The sequence below is a fragment of the Pedobacter frigiditerrae genome (assembly GCF_004331645.1).
GTDB classification, from domain to species: Bacteria; Bacteroidota; Bacteroidia; order Sphingobacteriales; family Sphingobacteriaceae; genus Pedobacter; species Pedobacter frigiditerrae.
In genome coordinates, this window is record NZ_SJSK01000007.1 from 190,429 (window position 1) to 210,783 (window position 20,355).

Below are 20,355 nucleotides of genomic sequence, written 5' to 3' on the forward strand. Positions count from 1 at the left end.
ATTCTGTGCTAAGAACTGCGAAATAGCCATCCGATAAACATTGTAACACGTATATATTCATCAACTAGAAAAAAAGCAAAATACTGAATGAAGAAAGTATTACTCATATCTATTTTCTCCTTACTTTCTTTTACTGGTCTTGCCCAGAAAGGAAATATAGACTCACTAATCGAAAAAAAACAGCAACTCAATTTAGGCTATATTTCATTATATAAAGAAAATAGTGAAATGTCTTATACTTCGCCTGGTGGCGAAATTGGAGCTCCTTCAGGTTATGTGATTAACGGAAAGCTAACCACATCTTATATGTTATTTGCACCCAGAAGTTTACCAATTGCATTTTCCTTTAATCCAGATTTTACAGCTAGAGTTAGGACTGATAAATCTGCTGGTGTAAGGACACCAAGCTTTAGGTTGACTGGAACATTTTACGTGAGGTTAAACGATGATATTAAAAGATACAAATATGCACAGCTTAGTTTTACGCATCATTCCAATGGACAAGATGGAGATGCGATTCTTACCGATGGTTCCATAAATACAAAAACAGGTAATTTCAACACAAACTATTTAACTGCCGCATATAGGTTTGGGTATTTTACATCTGCCAAATCGGCGACTGGAATTTACTATTCTTACAACCACAAAGTTGGTTTAGAATGGCATAAATGGTTTAATTTTGAACCTGCATTAATTGGAGATTATGGTTTTACCAGACTTAATTATGATTTCTCTTATAGAATTTACCAAATTTACCACGGGCAAAGAGGTGGTTGGAAAAAGATAAGCCAAACAAATGCTACTGGTAAAAATACATTGGAAAAAGAAACTTGGCGTTTTAATGGACAATTCTCTTATGCAGTTAATAAATATGCCAATCAAGATTTTTTTACACCCAAAAGAAGATTAAACGTAGAAGGTTCTGCCAATTATAGTTTACCTTTTATGCAAAATGTTTTTGTAATGGCCAGCTTTGGTTATTACGGAGAAGACCCTTATAATATCTATTTTAAAGATAAATATGCTTTTATGAGATTTGGGATTTCGAGTACTTTTTCTAGGTATAAGGTCAGAGAGCATTAATCCTAAAATCATTCAATCCAAAAAATCCTAGTCAAGACAATTAAACCGCAATACTCTCTTTACCCGGAATAGCTTCAATCAATTTTTTAGTGTATTCTGCTTGTGGAGAATTGTATATTATTTCAGGGAAACCTTCTTCTTCAACTTTGCCTTTGTTCATTACAATCATTCGGTCTGAGATGTGTTTAACTACCGCTAAATCATGGGATATGAAAATGTAGGTTAAGCCAAATTCTTGTTGTAGCTCTCTTAACAAATTCAATACTTGCGCTTGGACAGAAACATCCAATGCTGATACAGATTCATCGCAAATGATAAATTTGGGTTGCAAGGCTAATGCTCTTGCAATTACAATTCTTTGTCGCTGACCACCAGAAAACTCGTGAGGATAACGATCAAAATGTTCTGGATTTAGGTTTACCTTTTCTAACAGATTTAAAACATGGGCTTTTCGTTCCTTATCTGTATTAAATACCTGATGAACTTGCAATGGTTCCATTATGGCATTACCAACAGTTATTTTTGGATTTAAGGAAGAATAAGGGTCTTGAAAAATGATTTGCACATCCCTGCGCATTTTCCTTAAATCTCCTTTACCTAAAGTAGTTAAATCTGTACCATCAAATATTACTTTTCCTGAGGTTGGTTCAACTAAACGTAAAATGCTTCTTCCTAAAGTGGTTTTACCGCAACCAGATTCGCCAACCAAACCTAAAGTTTCGCCTGGGAAAACGTCAAAGGAAATATCATCAACCGCTTTTACGTATGCAGATGTTTTACCAAATAAACCTTTTTTAATTGGGTACCAAGTGCATAGATTTTGGACTTGCAGTAATGGTTTTTGTGTGTATAATTCGTGTCGTCTTTGCTCAATTTCTTGGTTGGTGTAGCTATTAATCTCCAACAGATGTTGAACGTTAACAGCTTTATCTTCATTTAAAAAATCTGCAACAATAGGTAGTTTTTTTAACCTGCGCTGTGGTGCTGGTCTACAAGCTAAAAGCCCTTTTGTATAAGGATGTTGTGGATTTTCGAATATTTGTTTCGCTGGTCCTTGCTCTACAATATTGCCTTTGTACATCACTAACAATTCATCGGCAATTTCGCTAATTACCGCTAAATCGTGAGAGATGAAAATCAATCCCATGTTGCGCTCATCTTTTAGACGCAATAAGAGCTCTAAAATTGTTTTCTGAACAGTTACGTCTAGTGCTGTAGTTGGCTCGTCTGCAATGAGTAATTCGGGGTTGCAACTTAACGCCATGGCAATCATTACCCTTTGTTTTTGTCCACCAGACAGTTGATGTGGATAACTATCAAAAATATTTTCTGGTCTTGGTAATTGAACTTCTTTAAATAAGGCGATGGTTTGTGCTTTTGCTTTCTCTTTATCTACTTTTTGGTGTAATATAATGGCTTCTTGAACTTGGTAACCACAAGTAAATACAGGGTTTAAGGAAGTCATTGGTTCTTGAAAGATCATGGCCATTTTATTGCCACGATAACTTCTTATTTCATGGTCTGATAGCTTTAGTAAGCTGATGTTATCAAAATCTATTTCGCCAGTGATCTGTGTGTTCTTAGAATCGTGTAAACGCATGATAGAAAAAGAGGTGACCGATTTTCCAGAACCAGATTCGCCTACAATACCTAAAACCTTACCTTTTTCTAAATTGAAACTTACTTGATGTACAGCTTCGCTCCAAGTTTTTTCTTCTCGGTTAAAAAAGGAAATGGCTAATTCTTTTACGTTTAACATTACTTCACTAAGGTAATATTTTCTGTTGGAATTGAAGGCAGACCTTTAAAACGTAATAAAATTTGTGCCGTTGTAATTACATCTTTTTGGCAATAAGTTATAATTCTGGGTAAATCTTTTTCTTGATAATAAATATCTTTAACCATACTGCCATCAATATCATCTTTTGGAGTGGGGATGTTAAAAATAGCGGCTAGTAAATTTAAGGAGGTATAGTTTTTATAATCGCCGAACTTCCAGAGTTCCATAGTGTCAATGTGAAGGATTTCCCAAGGTTTTTTGCCAGCAATTTGTAATTGGATTGGAATATCAATTCCATTGACTAACATTCGTCTGCATAAATAGGGGAAATCGAATTCTTTTCCATTGTGTGCACAAAGAATCTGGTCTTTTGGTTGTTTAGCCATTAACTCATTAAATTGTCTTAAAACGTCTGCCTCATCGTGCCCAAAATAAGAGTTAACCCTAAAATGAAGTTCACCTTTTTGATGATGAAAAAGACCAACACTAATGCAAATTATTTTGCCAAACTCTGCCCAAATGCCCGCTCTTTCATAAAAATCTGATGGGGTTTTGTGGTCTTTTCTAAGTAATTGAGTTTTGGTATCCCAGAGAGACTGCATCTGTTGTGGCATCTCTTCAAAAAACTGATAAAGCGGAACAGTCTCAATATCGATAACAAAAACCTTATTTAAGTTAACTTCTTTAAGCATAGGTAAAATGGTTAGCGTAAATTTAAATAGGGAAATTGAAGATATAGAAATTATTTGAATTACCCCTAAATCCCCTAAAGGGGACTTGTTAGAATCAAAAAATCCCTCCCAATTTAATGGGAAGGATTATAATCTTTGTTCTTTGCTCTTTTATCTCTTAAGAAGTATAACCCAGAATTTTTAAAACTTGCTTGCTGTTTTGCTCTTCGCCAAAAACCTCGAAGTTAAAAGTTTCATCTCTGTTTCTGCGAATAATTACATGTTTCGGACTTGGCAACAAACAATGGTGAATGCCACCGTAACCACTTAAAACTTCTTGATAAGCGCCAGTATTAAAGAAGCCTAAATACTGTACTTTACGGGTTTTAGGCATAAATACACTATTCATATGCGCTTCCTGGTTGTAATAATCTTGCCCATCGCAAGTTATACCACCTAAGTTTACACGCTCATATTCGGCATCGTAATTATTAATAGGCAATAAAATATATTTCTGGTTTAATGCCCAAACATCTGGTAAGTTAGTAATGAAAGAACCATCTAACATTAACCATTTTTCGCGGTCATTTTGTTGTTTACGGCCTAATACTTTATATAAAATTCCAGAAGCCTCAGCAACTGTATATTTCCCAAATTCGGTAATGATATCTGGTTCAATTACATCGTGTTCTGCACAAATTTCTTTGATACGTTTTACGATTTCGTTTACCATGTATTCATAATCGAAATCAAATACCAAGCTATCTTTAAATGGCATACCGCCACCAATGTCTAAAGTATCTAACTCTGGATTAATTTTTTTGAACTTACAATAAAGCGTTACATATTTCTCTAACTCATTCCAGTAATATGGAGAATCGGTAATGCCGGAATTGATGAAAAAGTGCAATAATTTAACCCTGAAATTAGGATTGCCCGCAATTTTATTGTTGTAAAATTCAATTACATCTTCCATACGTACTCCTAAACGAGAAGTATAGAATTGCGAATCTGGTTGCTCTTCTGCGGCGATACGGATACCTAAATTACAAGGTGTATCCATTTCAATCTCATCATCGTAAAGGTTAAATTCTTCCTTGTTATCCAATACTGGGATGATGTTTTTATAACCATCATGCAACATATCTATAATATATGTTTTGTATTGGTAGGTTTTAAAACCGTTACAGATTACTGTGATATCCTTAGTTAATGAGCCTTTTTTCTCCAAAGCTTCAATCATTGGCATATCAAAAGCCGACGAAGTTTCTAAGTGAATGCCATTTTTTAAAGCTTCTTCTACAATATGACGAAAGTGCGAACTCTTTGTACAGTAGCAATATTTATAATCGCCACGATAATTATTTTTGATAATAGCTGTTTGAAACAACAATTTAGCTTGTTGAATTTTTTTGCTTACCAAGGGTAAATAAGTGAAACGCAATGGCGTACCATAGGTTTCTATCATTTCCATCAGGTTTAAATCCTGAAAATACAATTCATCATCTATAACATCGAAACCCTCTTGAGGGAAACCAACACTTAGATCAAGAAATTCGGAGTAACTCTGCATTTATTTTAATAATAATTTTTGCAAAAATGTGATTTTAAATTGAGAATCGATGTAGTATTACCAATAATTTTACGGTAACCGAACAGTTTAAACAAGCAGGACGATACAGGACGGTTGACCGTGTAATTCTTTCTAATTTAACAGCATCTATCAATAACGGTTCAAATGTTGTTTATTGTTTAGTAAATCAAATATATTTCTTGTTTATGAAACGCATCTTTCCTTTAATGCTTATCGCATTAATCTTTTTTAGCATTACTGTTATTGCACAACCTACAGCTCCAAATTGGGTAGGTAAAGTTGGCTCCAAAGCGCTTGTATTTAAAAATAAAATAGTTAAGGTTAATGATTTTGGTGCCATAGGCGATGGAAAAACACTCAATACAAAAACCATTCAAAACGCTATTGATGAGTGCGCCGCGAAAGGCGGAGGTGTTGTTGTTTTTGCACCAGGAAAATACCTTACTGGTTCTTTATTTGTTAAAACTGGAGTAAACCTTAAAATTGACAAGGGTGTAGAGATACTTGGAAGTCAAAATATTAACGATTATCCAGAAATTGATACAAGAGTGGCGGGCATAGAAATGAAATGGCCAGCAGCTTTAATTAACGTACTTAAGCAACAAAAAGCCAGTATTTCTGGAACAGGTTTGATCAATGCGCAAGGCAAGCCATTTTGGGATATGTATTGGAAAATGAGAAAGGAAGATTATGATCCGAAAGGTTTACGCTGGATTGTGGATTATGACGCCAAGAGACCACGCACCATTTTAATAGAATCTTCAGAAGATGTGATTTTAAAAGAACTAAATATTCAGCAAGCTGGATTTTGGACGGTGCAAGTACTTTATTCTAGTTACATAACTGTAGATAAAATTACCATCCGTAATAATGTAGATGGAAGTGGACCAAGTACAGATGGAATTGATGTTGATTCGTCATCATGGATTTTGGTTCAGAATTGTGATATTGATTGTAATGACGATAACTTCTGTTTAAAAGCAGGACGAGATTGGGATGGGTTGAGAGTTAATCGCCCAACAGAATATGTGGTCATTAGAAATAGTGTAGCTAGAAAAGGCGCAGGTATGCTAACCCTTGGAAGTGAAACTTCAGGAAGTATTCGTCATGTTTGGGCAACGGATTTAGTGGGGTATGGAACTGGAAATGCGATTAATATTAAATCTGCTCGCACCAGAGGAGGAACCGTTGAAGATGTTTACTTTGGAAATATAACCATGAACGGAGGTGGAAATGTAATTCAGATAAATCCCAATTGGAACCCAACCTACAGCTATTCTACACTCCCGGCAGGTTATGATCCAGCTAAAATCCCTGCACATTGGACAAAATTATTAAACAGGGTTGAGCCTGAAGCTAAAGGAATTCCTACATTTCAAAATATTACTATTTATAACATTAAGGCAACTGGTGTTAAAAAAGGCATTAATGCTATGGGTACTGCTCAAACAATATTAAAAGGTTTTAAACTAAGCAATTTTAATGTAGAAGCATTAACTGCTGGAAATATAGATTTTGGTTTCGATTGGAGCTTTGATAAAGTGGTCATAAAAGCAGAAGATAAATCATCGTTAACAATAAGCAATTCTATTAATGTTAAACTTTAATCTGTTTTAAATGAGATTAATAAAGTTGTTTGGGATTATTCTAACACTAAGTACGTCTGCAAATTTGATTTGTGCGCAAGAGCTATATCCGCCAGTATTACCAAAAGAGAATTGGCATGGCGAGCAAAGAGAATTACGATATCATCCAGACGGGCAAGACTTTGTAATCAAAAATGGGAATCGTCGTTTTACGAGGGCGCTGTATGGTACAAATACCGCTTTTAGGGTGGAAGCAGGTGATTTGCCAGAATTTGCAATGTATATGCCAGGAATGGGAGGAAACCTAAAATTTGGGTTAATAGATGAAAAAGGTAGCAAATGGTTAATCAATTCGACCAATATAACTGCTAGATACAGAGCAGGTTCAATGTTATACCATATTACCGACCCAATGCTTGGTAATGGATATTTGGAAATGAATATTCTTGCCTTAAGTAAAAGTGAAGGGTTGGTGTTAAAAGCTCGTTTTAAAAACGTAAATAATAATGTAAAACTTTTTTGGGCTTTCGGTGGTGCAAGCGGCAAGAATTTTAGTCGCAGTGGCGATATGGGACCTGATCCTGAATCTGTATTTTATTTACAAGCAGACAACTGTAAAGGAAATATGTTTACGTTTAAAGACAACACTTTTTCATTAACTTATGGTAAGGATAAAATGTTGACAGGTGTTTTTCCATCAGCTCTGCTTAAACTGAGTGATGCTAAAAAACAAGGTTCACCCAATGAATTAGATCAATCTGCGGGTACTGAATTTCCAACAATAACTGGAAAGTTAAATGTTGTTAACGAAAAGGATTATTATTTTCTTATTCAAAACCCACAAAGTGTACAAGCACCAGCAAATTGGACTATGGCAGAACAGTTTAATCAAGCAGAAATTGCTCGAAAAACAATTGCTAATAGAATAGTTGTTGACACGCCTGATCCATATATCAATACAATTGGTGGCGCATTGGCTATTGCTTCAGATGCGATCTGGGAAGAACCATCATATATGCATGGCGCCGTAGGTTGGCGAATGCGATTAAATGGTTGGAGAGGTGCTTACACGGCTGATCCCTTAGGTTGGCATGATAGGGCTAGAACACACTTTAATGCTTATGCAAAATCGCAAGTTCTAACACCACTCAATGCCCCTGTTGTTGCTGATACAGCCTTAAATTTAGCAAGATCAAAAGAAGCAATGGGAACTGCAATGTTTAGTTCGGGATATATTAGTCGAGATCCTAATGGGAAATCTATTAGACCGCATCATTATGACATGAACTTGGTGTTTATTGATCAGCTGTTATGGCATTTAAACTGGACAGGCGATTTGACTTATGCCAAAGAAATGTGGCCGTTAATCACTCGTCACCTTGCTTGGGAAAAGAGAGTTTTTGACCCAGATAATGATGGGCTTTACGATGCTTACGCAGCAATTTGGGCAAGCGATGCCTTACAATATAGTGGTGGTGCTGTAACCCATTCGTCGGCCTATAATTACCGTTCAAATGCCACTGCGGCTAAAATTGCCAAATTGTTAAGTGAGGACCGAGCTCCTTACCAACAGGAAGCAGACAAAATTTTAAAGGCTATAAATACACAACTGTGGATGCCAGAAAAAGGCTGGTTTGCTGAATATAAGGATGCCTTGGGGCTTAAACAGTTACATCCTTCGGCCGGACTTTGGACAATTTATCATGCAATTGATTCAGAGGTGCCAGATGCATTTCAAGCTTGGCAATCGTTGCGTTACATTGATACAGAATTGCCGCATATTGCTGTACGTGCAAAAGGATTGTTAGATAATGGTTATTATACTGTAGCAACCACTAATTGGATGCCTTATGAATGGTCGCTGAACAATGTAGTATTGGCAGAATCTACGCATACCGCATTGGCAAATTGGCAAGGCGGAAGGACTGAGGAAGCTTTTAAACTTTGGAAAAGTGAAATGCTGGCAAGTATGTATCTAGGTGGTAGTCCGGGGAATTATGTACAAATTTCTCATTACGATGCAAATAGGGCAGAAGCCTATCGAGATTTTGGTGACCCAGTTGGTATTAATTCCAGGGCATTGGTTGAAGGTTTATTTGGTATCGTGCCAGATGCACTAAATAGAAAATTAACGATTAGGCCAGGTTTGCCATTGGCTTGGGGTCACGCATCGTTAAAAACACCTGATCTTGATTATAATTTCAAAAGGATAGGCGATTTAGATGTTTATAACCTGCAAATTAAATTTGAAGTGCCATTGGCATTAACAATGAAGATAAGAGCCAGAAAAAACGGCGTGAAATCTGTAAAGGTTAATGGTAAATTGGTAAGCTGGAAAAATGTTGTTTCAGCAATAGGCTATCCAGAAATTGAAATTGAGAGTTCGGCAACTATAAATTATAAAATCGAAATAATTTGGGAGGGAAAGGAATTCTCAAAACCAAAGGTTAATGCTTCCTATCAACAAAACGAAACTCTTGAAGTGAGTTTTCCAAGTTGTTTGATTACTAAGGTTTTTGATCCGCAAAATGTATTTGCCAAAACCGAAATTAAAGGCGGTGAAATTAAAGCTAATTTAATTGGAGAAATAGGAAACAGAACTGTTTTTGTACAATTAAAAGATGGAATGTTTAGTTATTGGTTTCCTTTGTGTTTTGAAGTAAAAAGTAAGCAGCAAGCTATTCCTGCTCTTGATTTGAATGATAATAAATGGGAAGGATCGCAATTTGAAAAGCAAGATTTGAGTTCTTATTTTAATGATCAAGTTGGTCAGATTTTTAATAATAAATATTTATCGCCAAGGCCAATAACTACAACTTTACAACTTCCTGTACAAGGAATTGGAGATTGGCCACATCCCAATGTTAAACCAGAAATAAATGACAGTGGATTAAGGAATTTAGCTGGAGCTAAAAATGAGATTAAATTACCATCTGGAATTGTTTTTACTACACCTAGCGAAAAAGGATTAAAAAATATTTTGTATACTTCAAAATGGGATAACTACCCTGATTCGGCAGAAATTGCTTTAACAGGAAAAGCTAAGACTATATTTTTTCTGTTGGCTGGATCTACAAACCCGATGCAAAGTAGAATGGATAATGGAATGATAACTGTTTATTATACAGATGGAACTTCAGAAAAATTAGCATTGCGAAATCCAGAAAACTGGTGGCCCATAGAAAAAGATTTGTTTGTTGATGGAGCGGCTTTTGATACCAAAGCACCAAGGCCAATTAGAATTCATCTCAAAACGGGGAAAATTATTACAGGTCAAAATGCCCAACAATGGAACGGTAAGGAAATAGATGGTGGTGCGGCTACTGCGTTAGGATTAACCCTCAACCCGAATAAAACATTAGCTAAATTAACTTTGACAACATTATGTAATGATGTGCTTATTGGGCTTATGGGAATTAGTTTGCAACGATAAGATGTTAGCAATAGAATATAAGAGTTATAATTTTTGGGTTTGGAAGTTATTTCTGCTTCTTTTTCTTGTTAGCTCTTTTTTTTCTTCAAAAGCTCAATTAAATGCAAGTATAACGCATTATTCTACTGCTGATGGACTTTCACATGCAGGCGTTTTGTGCATGTTAAAAGATCGGGATGGTTTCATGTGGTTTGGTACTTTCGATGGTATTAACAGATTTGACGGGCACAATTTTGTAACGTACAAAAGTAAACCAGGAGACAACTCTAACTTAAAAAGTAATAAGATTAGAAACATTGTTGAGGATAAACAAGGTTATTTATGGGTAGAAACCTACGATAGTAAAATTTATCGTTTTGATAAAAAGACTGAACAATTTACGCCAATTTCCGAAGGCAAATACAAAAACCTTTTTAACGATCAATTAGTTATCAATAAAATTGTTGTTGATGAGAAAAAAGGTGTTTGGCTGATGAGTGAAAATCATGGTCTTTTTTATGCCAGTGAAGACGATGCCAAACAACCTACCGTTGTTCACTACTCAAAGGGAAAAAATAAAACTATAAGTCTTGCTGGTAACGTTATAGAGTTTTTTCAGAAAGATGATTTAGGTAACATTTGGATTGGTACTGAAGGTGGGTTAAATTATTTACATCGTAATAAAATAGGTGCTTATGAAGTAGTAAAATTTAATCAAAGCGATGCTAAACTGCTCACCTCTCTACCGTTTACTGCAGCTAGTAATAAAGATAAAAAACTTTATTTTGGCACAGCAAAAGGGCAATTGTTAATTTTTGATGTTATTAAAAAAACATTTATCGTTAAACAAATAGCTGCAAACACAAGGTTAAATGCCATTTGTTATGCCAGTTCTGGTTTGCTGTATATTTCCACTTCTAATAAGGGATTATTAATCTATAATCCTCGTACTTTTAATTTAACTGAATCCTCGCAAAACACTAATGCTCATTATCTATCTCTCTATGAAGATAAAATGGGTCAAATTTGGATTGAGCCCACTGAAACTGGTATCATTAAGTATAATCCAAAAACAGGTTTGTTTAAGCAATTTGTTCAAAAGGTAGATTTAGCCAGTTCATCTAGAGGCTATGAGGTTTTAACCGATGTAAATGGTGTTTTATGGGCAAGGATGAAAGGTGGTGGCTTTGGCTATTACAATCCGATTGCCGATGAGATTAATTATTTTTATGATAAACCTGGTTCTGTAGATCAAAAGTTTTCTAATATTATTAATAGTTTTCTAAGTGACAATACTGGCGTTCTTTGGTTATGTGCCAGAGATGGAGGAATAAATAAAATCGTATTACTAAAGGATAAATTTAATTATCGAAAACTCACCAATAATCCACAAGCCCGTGGAGAAAATGAAGTGAGGGCTACAATGAAAGACTCAAAAGATCGATTATGGATCTGTACAAAGGATGGTAAAATACATGTATTTGAAAATGGAAAAGAGATTTCGCTCTTTAGGTCTCCAATAAATCAAATTGGTCTTGTTTATAGTATTTTAGAAGACAGCAAAGGAAATATTTGGCTTGGTACAAAAGGAAATGGGCTATTTAAAGCTACGCCAGATGATGCTGCCAAGAAGTTCTATTCCTTAAAACATTTTAAAAATAATGTAAATGATGTTGCCAGTTTAAGCAACGACATGGTTTATGCTATAAATGAAGATAAGAAAGGTCGTATTTGGATTGGAACATTTGGTGGAGGAATAAATCTCTTTACAGTATCTGCCAAGGGCGAAGAATTTAAAAATTATGGAAATACATTTAAAAACTATCCTTTTTCTTGGGCAAAAGTTGTCCGCCATTTAGCTGAGGATAATAGCGGACGTATATGGATTGCAACAAGTAATGGACTTTTAATTTTTGATCCAAATAAGAATGATAATTATCAGTTTTACGCTTATCGAAAAGTTCAAAATGATAAGTCTAGCCTGGGCAATAACAGTGTTCAGCATATATATAAGGATAATTATGGAACAATGTGGTTAGCCACTTTTGGTGGTGGATTAAATAAAGCGATAGTTAATAAAGAAAATATAAACGAAGTTGCTTTTGAAACCTATACTATTGAAAAGGGACTTTCAAATGATGTAGTATTAAGCATAACTGGAGATAAACAAAATAATTTATGGGTAGCAACAGAAGGTGGACTTTCTAGATTTAATCCTGCTCAAAAAAGCTTCAAAAATTTCGATGCTTTTGATGGCCTTTCAAAAGGTGGGTTTTCAGAATCTGCTGCTTTTACAGCGAAAGATGGATTAGTTTATTTTGGCTGTATTGATGGCTATATATCTTTTAATCCGCTTAATATTAGTGAAAAGAAAGGGTTGGCTAAGATGGCGTTAACCCGTATTCAATTATATTACAAAGATATTTTACCAGGGGTTGAAGGATCTCCTCTCAAAGAATCTATTAATGAAACATCGGCTTTGGTATTAGATCATGATCAAAATGTAATCAGTTTAGATTATGCGGTATTTGATTATCGCTCGGCAAATAAAATAAACTATGCTTACAAATTAGAAGGATTTGATAAAAGCTGGCATATCGTGAATGACCAACGGAAAGCCACTTATACTAATATTCCTCCAGGAGAATATATTTTTAGGGTAAGAGCAGTTAACCATGACCTTTTTAGTAAAGTACCCGAAAAAAACCTCAAAATAGTTGTTAATCCACCATTTTATCGTACTGCGATAGCTTATATTGTTTATTTTGTACTTGCAGTTTTAATTGTAATAATGGCACGGCGAATAATTATTACCATGATTAGGCTAAGAAATAAAGTGTTGGTAGAACAAAAACTAACGGAAGTGAAACTTTCTTTTTTTACTAATATATCGCACGAACTAAGAACTCCTTTAACGCTAATTGTAAGTCCACTCGAAGAAATATCGAAAAACGAAGAGTTATCGACAAAGGGTATGGAATACCTTAAAATCGTTAATAGAAATACAAATCGGATGATACGATTTATAAATCAATTGCTCGATTTCAGAAAAATTCAAAGTGGAAAAGTACAAATGTCAGTAACACGAGTTGATATTTTTGCTCTAGCTAAATCCATCGGAACTTATTTTACTGCAATGGCAAGCGAAAAAAATATCACTTTTAGTATTTTGTCGAATAATGAAAATGTTTTTGCTTGGGTAGATGAGGAGAAGATAGATATCATTATTTATAATTTATTGTCAAATGCCTTCAAATTTACGCCATCAAATAAAGAAATTACCTTAACAGTTAACTATGTTGATGCTTCAGAAGATGTAGAAGTTAAGATAATTGACCAAGGTCCAGGTGTACCAATAGATAAATTGGACGAGATTTTTGAAATTTATTATGAAGGAACGCCATTAGGTGAAGGTCACTTGAAGGGAACAGGTATTGGTTTACCTTTAGCAAGAGGTTTGGCGCTAAATCACAATGGCAAACTTTGGGCGCAAAATAATACAGCAGAGGGAATGACATTCACTTTGTTTCTAAAAGCTGGCACATCTCATTTCGACCCAACGTTCGTAAACAATCCTCCAAGAGAGCAGCTTATTGATCAAGCATTAATCCCTCAATTTATTCATAGTGAAGAAAATGTTAAAGAAAAAATTAGTATCAATAACGGTCCACAGTTACTTATTGTTGAGGATAATCCAGATTTAAGAGGTTTCTTAGAAATAAAATTAAATGGACTTTACAGGGTTGTGAGCGCTAATGACGGGGTAGAGGGCTTGGCATTAGCTAAATCTTTATTACCAGATTTAATCATTAGTGATGTGATGATGCCTCGAATGAATGGCATCGAAATGCTTGATAACTTGAGGAATGATGAAGCTACGAGTCATATTCCAGTAATTATGCTTACTGCAAAATCTTCAATTGAAAGCCAATTAGAAGGATTAAAATATGGAGCAGATATTTACCTAACCAAACCATTTCATACAGACTTTTTATTGGCATCAATTAATAACCTCATCACATCAAGAAAAAAGATTGTTGAGCGATTGGTTGAAGGACAGGAAAAACGAATACTTAATTTAGAACCTAGTGAGATAATCATCACTTCTAAAGATGAAGCATTTTTAAAGCAAGTTATTCAGATTGTAGAAGAAGGGATGAAAGACCCAGAGTATAACATTGATGATGTTGCTGCCGCAATTGGAATGGGTAGGTCAACCTTCTACAAAAAATTAAAAAGCCTTTCTGCTCTTAGCCCTGTAGAGTTTGTAAGAGACATGCGATTAAAGCGTAGTCGTCAATTATTAGATAGTGGATCTTACACCGTTTCAGAAGCTGGTTACCAATCTGGATTTAATAGCTTGCCCTATTTTAGCACTTGTTTTAAGGAGAAATATAAAGTATCGCCATCGGCATATCTCAAAGAAATTAAAGCTTCTGAATAAAAAAGCTAAATATCCCTTTAGTTATCTCTAAAACATCTTTTTTTCTCAATTAACGAAAGCATTTCACCAATTTTTGAAAGTGGTTTATCAGCTTTAGATATAGATTTGTATAAATAAAAACCAAACTATAAACCAATTGAGTAAGCGTAAGAGAATTTCTTTTTCTCGCCTATTCAATAAATACTAACCAAAGTATGAACAGACTGTTTACTGGTTCTTGTTGTATTCTGTTATTTTTAGGAATACTAACTGGATGCCAAAAGAAAGAATTTGATTCCTTTTATGAACGCCCCGAAGGATTGGGTGCTCCAATCTACCAACAATTAGAAGCTCGTGGAAATTTCAAACACTTAACTGCAGTTATTACTAAAGCAGGTTATAAAGATATTTTATCTAAAACTGGCTGGTGGACTTTCTTTGCTCCAAATGATGCGGCCTTTGAATTATTTTTTAAGGAACAAAATATTTCTGGCACTGCCGATATAAGTGATTCTCTTGCAACCTCTATTGTTAAATATGCTTTAGTATATAATGCTTATCGCAAAGATCAGCTAAGCACTTACCAAACTAGTGGAAATACAGACGCTGGTAATAATTTAGCCTTTAAAAGAAAAACAGCTTATTACGATTGGGTTCAACAAAAAGGAGATAGTGAACACAGCAAGGTTATTGCAACGAATAGAAACGTGCAAAGCAGAAGAAGCGGAAGTATTAACGTTAATGTTTCTGCTTATGTAGATGGAGATAACAACAATAAATACATTCCATATTTTACAGAAACTTTTACGGCTAGTGGATTTAATCCAACTGATTATAAGCAGTTTTACCCAAACTCTACATTTACTGGTTTTAATGTGGCCTCAGCAACTGTAGTTAATAAAGATATTGCTGCAGAAAATGGAATGATCCATGAAGTAGATAGAGTAATACTTCCATTAAAAAGCTTAGATCAATATATAGCCTCTAATGCAGATTATAGTGAGTTTAGAAATCTGTTAGATTCATTAAAATACTATACCTCAAATGCTTATCAAACCCATAGAAATTTTGTAGCTACTGGCATTGCAGATTCAGTTTATGTAAAGGGGTATAATGGCCAGTTAGCGTTTTCACCAAATAACGAAAATTACCAAACACCAGGATTAAACGCCTACATCACCAACGAATCGCAAAAATCAAGCTGGACCATGTTGGTGCCGACTAATGATGCCTTTAGAGCTTATAGAAAAAAGATCTTGGCAAAATATGGTAATTCATTCTTTAAAACCGCTCCATCAAGTGTAGTTATAGATTTTATCAATTCGCACATGTGGCCAACAACTTTATGGCCTAGCAAGTTTACCGAAGGACAGAATTATCAATTAGAAACTACCACATTAAATATTTCTAACGCTGTAGATAAAAAACTGTTGAGTAATGGAATTTTTTATGGCGTTAATCAAGCTCAGTATGCAAATGTATTTAGAACTGTGTATGGTGTTCCTTATTTAGATCCAACTACAAGCCTAACATTATTAGGTTATGCAGATGGGGGAACGGGAATTAAAGTTTATACCACCCAACCAAACGTTAGACAAACACTTTTGGTAATGCCAGATGCTGTACTTACCACTGCAGGGTATCGTTATAACGAATCAAGTGCTAGTAATACTGCTACGGCTTGGGGATATAGAACTTCGCCAACTGCCAGTTATTCTCACAATACAATTTATAAGGATAACATTTTTAGACTCTTTAAATCGGGTGTTTTAATAACGTCAACAGGCGAAATAACAAGCTTTGCTGGAACAGGTATTATAGAATCGCAAAGCGGAGATTATATCAAATACAACAATGGCAAAATACAAACTAGTGGCACTGTAGATTCTGGAGTTGATATCAATGTCACAAAAACAGACAATACCTCGGTTAACGGTATAGTTTATTATGTAGATGCAATCTTATCTTTTACTGATAAAAATGTTGGTCAGCATATAGAAAATCTTTCAATTTCATCTCCTACTAATTTTGGTTCATTTTATTGGTATGTATTAAACTCCTCTATCTATAACAAAACCACTAAAGCAATTTCGGGTGTAAACGCAGGTATAGATAATAAATACACGATTTTCATTCCAGATAATGCGGCTATAAGTCAAGCAATTAAAGATGGGCTATTACCAGGTAACAAAACCACTGGAGCTTTGCCAACTGCTGCTCCAACCAGTGAAGCTGATAAAGATTTAGTTCGTCGCTTTATTTTATATCATATCATTAATGGCGAATCTGTAGCCACCGATGGCAAAAAATCAGATAATTACTTAACGTTATTACAAACTGAAACAGGAGATAATACGCTTTTAACCGTTGTTAATCAGCCTAATAATGTAGTGGTAACCGACAGGATGGGACGAGCTTCGGTAGTGAAATTAGCGTTTAGCAACCAATTGTCTAATCGCACAATTATCCACTCCATTGGTAACTATCTCAAATACAAATAATAAAATTAGCTAGGCTTAGTATATATGAAAAGAAATATATGTATCACGTTCTGTGTTTCAATCCTTCTTATTTTTAATTTGGGTTATACAGAATTACTTTACGCACAACAGGTGGTTACCGTTCGTGGAAAGGTAATCGATAAAAAAGATAAATCAGGAATAATTGGCGCCTCTGTAATTGAGGTAGATCAAAATAAAAGAACAGTAACAGGTGTTAGTACAGACATTAATGGTAATTATGCCATTAGGGTTTCAAATACGGCGCATCAGATTGTAGTTTCATACATAGGTTATAAAACGTTCCAAGCTGGTGTTGTAGGATCTAGAACACAGATAGATGTTACTTTAGAAAGCAGTGCGAATGAATTAAATGAAGTTGTTTTAACTGCCAGAAGAACAGTAAATAACGGTACAGGTTTAAATATAACAGAGCGAAATTCAACCATTGCTTCATCTACAATTAGTGCAAAAGCTTTAGAAGAATTAGCAGTTACCTCCATAGATCAGGCTTTGGCCGGTCGTTTATCTGGAGTAGATTTTGGTACAACTTCTGGCGATCCTGGAGCGGGAATGTCTATCCGTATTCGTGGTACCTCATCTATAAATGGATCGGCACAGCCACTTATTGTTTTAGATGGAATGCCATATGAAACAGAAATACCAGCCGATTTTAATTTTGGCACAGCCGATGAACAAGGTTATGCACAACTGTTAAATATTGCACCTTCAGATATTAAGGATATTACCGTACTTAAAGATGCTGCATCAACTGCTGTTTGGGGTTCAAGAGCTGCAAATGGAGTTTTGTTAATTAATACCAAACGTGGTGATAAAGGCAAGCCAATTATCGCTTATAATTTTAAAGGATCTATGGCTACACAGCCTAATCCAATCCCTTTTTTAACTGGTGATCAGTATTCGATGTTAATACCTGAAGCTGTGATGAATGCAACCGGATTACCTCTTGATTTTTTAGGGAATAATGGGCAAAATAAAGCTTTCCAATATGATCCATCTGATGCTTATTACTATCATAATTATAGCAACAATACAAATTGGGTTGATTTAATTACAAGAACGGGCTATACCCAAGATCATAATGTTTCAATTAGTGGTGGAGGAGAAAAAGCAAGATATTATGCATCTGTTGGTTATTTAAACCAAACCGGAACAACAATAGGTACAGATTTGAATAGAATTACTACGAAAATTAACCTCGATTATATTGTATCGAGCAAGATGAGATTTAGAACAGATTTAACCTATACTCACGTAGATAATAACTTAAATTATAGTGGCTCTTTAAGAGGTATTGCTTTTAATAAAATGCCAAATATGTCTGAATATGAGTATGATGAATATGGCAATAAAACATCGGTATATTTCTCTCCACTTTCAAATATTCAAGGTCAGTATAGTAAAACTTACAATCCTTTAGCAATGGCTATGGAAGGCTCAAGCCAGTTAACAGGAGAGAGGATTACCCCTAAATTTAACTTACAGTACGATATTTCATCTGTTTTATTTTCTACAGTTGATGTTCAGTTTGATATCAATAACACTAAATCTAAAACTTTCCTTCCTCAAATTGCTACTGGGCAACCAAGTACAGAAACAACAGTAAATCGTGCTTCAGATAATGACGGGGATTCTTATAACATGCAATCTAAGATCAATTTGATTTACAGACCACGATTGAGCGCAAAACACAACCTTCAATCTTTATTATCTTTTCAAACTAACGATACAAGGTCAGCATCATATAGCGTAACTACTTCAAATACGGCTTCTTCTGAATTGCAAGACCCATCTAATCAATCTGTAACTAATGGTTCTGGATTAGGTTTAAGTTCCGGTCAATCGCAATCTCGCAGCGTGGGGGTTTTGTTGCAAGCGCAGTACGAATTTTTAGATAGATATATCATTAACATGAATGGTCGTGTAGATGGGAATTCGAAATTTTCACCTGATAATCGCTTTGGATTTTTCCCAGGTATCTCAACCAGATGGAGAATTTCTGGCGAACCATTTATGAAAAAATTCAAGTTTATAGACGATTTAAGTTTGCGCATGAGTTATGGTGCAAGCGGTAAGGCACCAGGAAGTAATTATGGATATTTTAACAATTATTCTCCATTTACTTGGTCTTATGCGGGTAAACAAGCAGTTTATCCATCAAACATCGAACTATCACAACTAAAATGGGAAACTGTTGTAGGTAAGAACCTTGGTCTTAACCTTTGGTTGTTTAACAGTCGTATCAGAATAGATATGGAGGTATATCAAAATACAACCAAAAATATGTTCTATAACGATTTAAGAATTGCAAGTACAACTGGTTACAATGCAATTGACATGAACATAGGTACGATGAATAATGATGGATGGGAAATAGGTATCAATACTACACCAATTAAAACAAAAAAATGGATTGTAGGTTTCGACTTTAATATTGCTCGTAACATCAACAGCATTAAATCTGTATCAGAGTTTTATCCTCGCGAAAGTTCTATTGGTTTGCCAGCTCAAGGAAGCTATAAATCTTTCTTAATTGAAGGAAATCCTTTTGGCTCTTATTACGGATTTAGATATAAAGGGGTTTATGTAGATCAAAATTCTACTATAGCGGTTGATAAAAAAGGAAAAGCCATTATTGGTCCAAATGGTCAAACTGTTTACATGAGGTATAATTATCCTACAGTCGATTATGTTTTCCAACCAGGTGATGCCATTTATGAAGATGTGAACTTTGATGGAAACATTGACGAGAAGGACATGGTATATTTAGGTAACAGTGTACCTAAGTTTACTGGTGGTTTTGGTCCTAGCGTTGTGTTTAACGGAAATTTAAAAATCCAAGCATTCTTTAGCTATCGTAGCGGGTTTGATATTGTAAACACAGCCAAAATTAGCAGTACAAATATGTATGGTGTTAACAACCAAAGTACTGCTGTTTTAAGACGCTGGCGTAATCCTGGTGATGTTACCGATATGCCAAGAGCTTTATATGGTGTAGGTTACAATTGGCTGGGTTCTGACAGGTATGTAGAAGATGCATCATTTATCCGCTTGAGTTCTGTTACGGTCCGTTACAATTTAACACCAATCATTTTAAGACGATTTGCGATGAAAAGCGCAAGTATTTATGTTACTGGACAGAATTTATATACTTGGACAAAATACACCGGACAAGATCCAGATCACTCATCAAGTGGTAGCAGTAATCCTTTTTCTTATGCTAAAGATGATTCACTTACGCCACCATCTAAAACATTTACAGTTGGTTTAACCATGGGATTTTAACG

9 protein-coding genes are annotated in these 20,355 nt (G+C 35.0%); 6 read left to right on the forward strand and 3 right to left on the reverse strand.

The window, feature by feature from the left end; genetic code table 11:
• The first annotated feature begins 87 nt into the window (after window positions 1-87).
• A complete protein-coding gene (locus EZ428_RS21915) occupies window positions 88-1,083 on the forward strand; it encodes a hypothetical protein (RefSeq protein WP_131555480.1) in 996 nt (331 codons plus the stop codon).
• Window positions 1,084-1,123: 40 nt separating this feature from the next.
• Here the strand turns inward: EZ428_RS21915 and EZ428_RS21920 are convergent, their stop codons facing one another.
• The 3 genes from EZ428_RS21920 to EZ428_RS21930 form a co-directional block, all read right to left on the reverse strand.
• Entirely contained in the window at window positions 1,124-2,842 is a 1,719-nt protein-coding gene (locus EZ428_RS21920; RefSeq protein WP_131555481.1) for an ABC transporter ATP-binding protein, read from the reverse strand.
• Window positions 2,842-3,555, reverse strand: a complete 714-nt coding sequence (locus EZ428_RS21925) for a 3'-5' exonuclease (RefSeq protein WP_131555482.1) — start codon at window positions 3,553-3,555, stop codon at window positions 2,842-2,844. The genes EZ428_RS21920 and EZ428_RS21925 overlap by 1 nt, the downstream gene beginning before the upstream one ends.
• Window positions 3,556-3,712: 157 nt before the next feature.
• Window positions 3,713-5,107, reverse strand: a complete 1,395-nt coding sequence (locus tag EZ428_RS21930) for an arginine decarboxylase (RefSeq protein WP_131555483.1) — start codon at window positions 5,105-5,107, stop codon at window positions 3,713-3,715.
• A 206-nt stretch (window positions 5,108-5,313) separates the two neighbouring features.
• On the opposite strand from EZ428_RS21930, the gene EZ428_RS21935 reads away from it, so the two are divergent.
• The 5 genes from EZ428_RS21935 (at window position 5,314) to EZ428_RS21955 (ending at window position 20,353) form a co-directional block, all read left to right on the forward strand.
• Window positions 5,314-6,735 (forward strand): glycoside hydrolase family 28 protein, encoded by a 1,422-nt coding sequence (locus EZ428_RS21935; protein WP_131555484.1) that lies wholly within the window; start codon window positions 5,314-5,316, stop codon window positions 6,733-6,735.
• 10 nt (window positions 6,736-6,745) lie between these two features.
• Window positions 6,746-10,147 (forward strand): DUF4450 domain-containing protein, encoded by a 3,402-nt coding sequence (locus tag EZ428_RS21940; RefSeq protein WP_131555485.1) that lies wholly within the window; start codon window positions 6,746-6,748, stop codon window positions 10,145-10,147.
• A 1-nt stretch (window position 10,148) separates the two neighbouring features.
• Window positions 10,149-14,570 carry a hybrid sensor histidine kinase/response regulator transcription factor gene (locus EZ428_RS21945; protein ID WP_165501850.1) on the forward strand — a complete coding sequence of 1,474 codons (4,422 nt, stop codon included), beginning with the start codon at window positions 10,149-10,151 and terminating at the stop codon, window positions 14,568-14,570.
• A 194-nt stretch (window positions 14,571-14,764) separates the two neighbouring features.
• Window positions 14,765-17,050, forward strand: coding sequence for a fasciclin domain-containing protein (locus EZ428_RS21950; RefSeq protein ID WP_131555487.1), 2,286 nt, complete (start codon window positions 14,765-14,767; stop codon window positions 17,048-17,050).
• Window positions 17,051-17,074: 24 nt separating this feature from the next.
• Entirely contained in the window at window positions 17,075-20,353 is a 3,279-nt protein-coding gene (locus tag EZ428_RS21955; RefSeq protein ID WP_131555488.1) for a SusC/RagA family TonB-linked outer membrane protein, read from the forward strand.
• The last annotated feature ends 2 nt before the right edge of the window (window positions 20,354-20,355 follow it).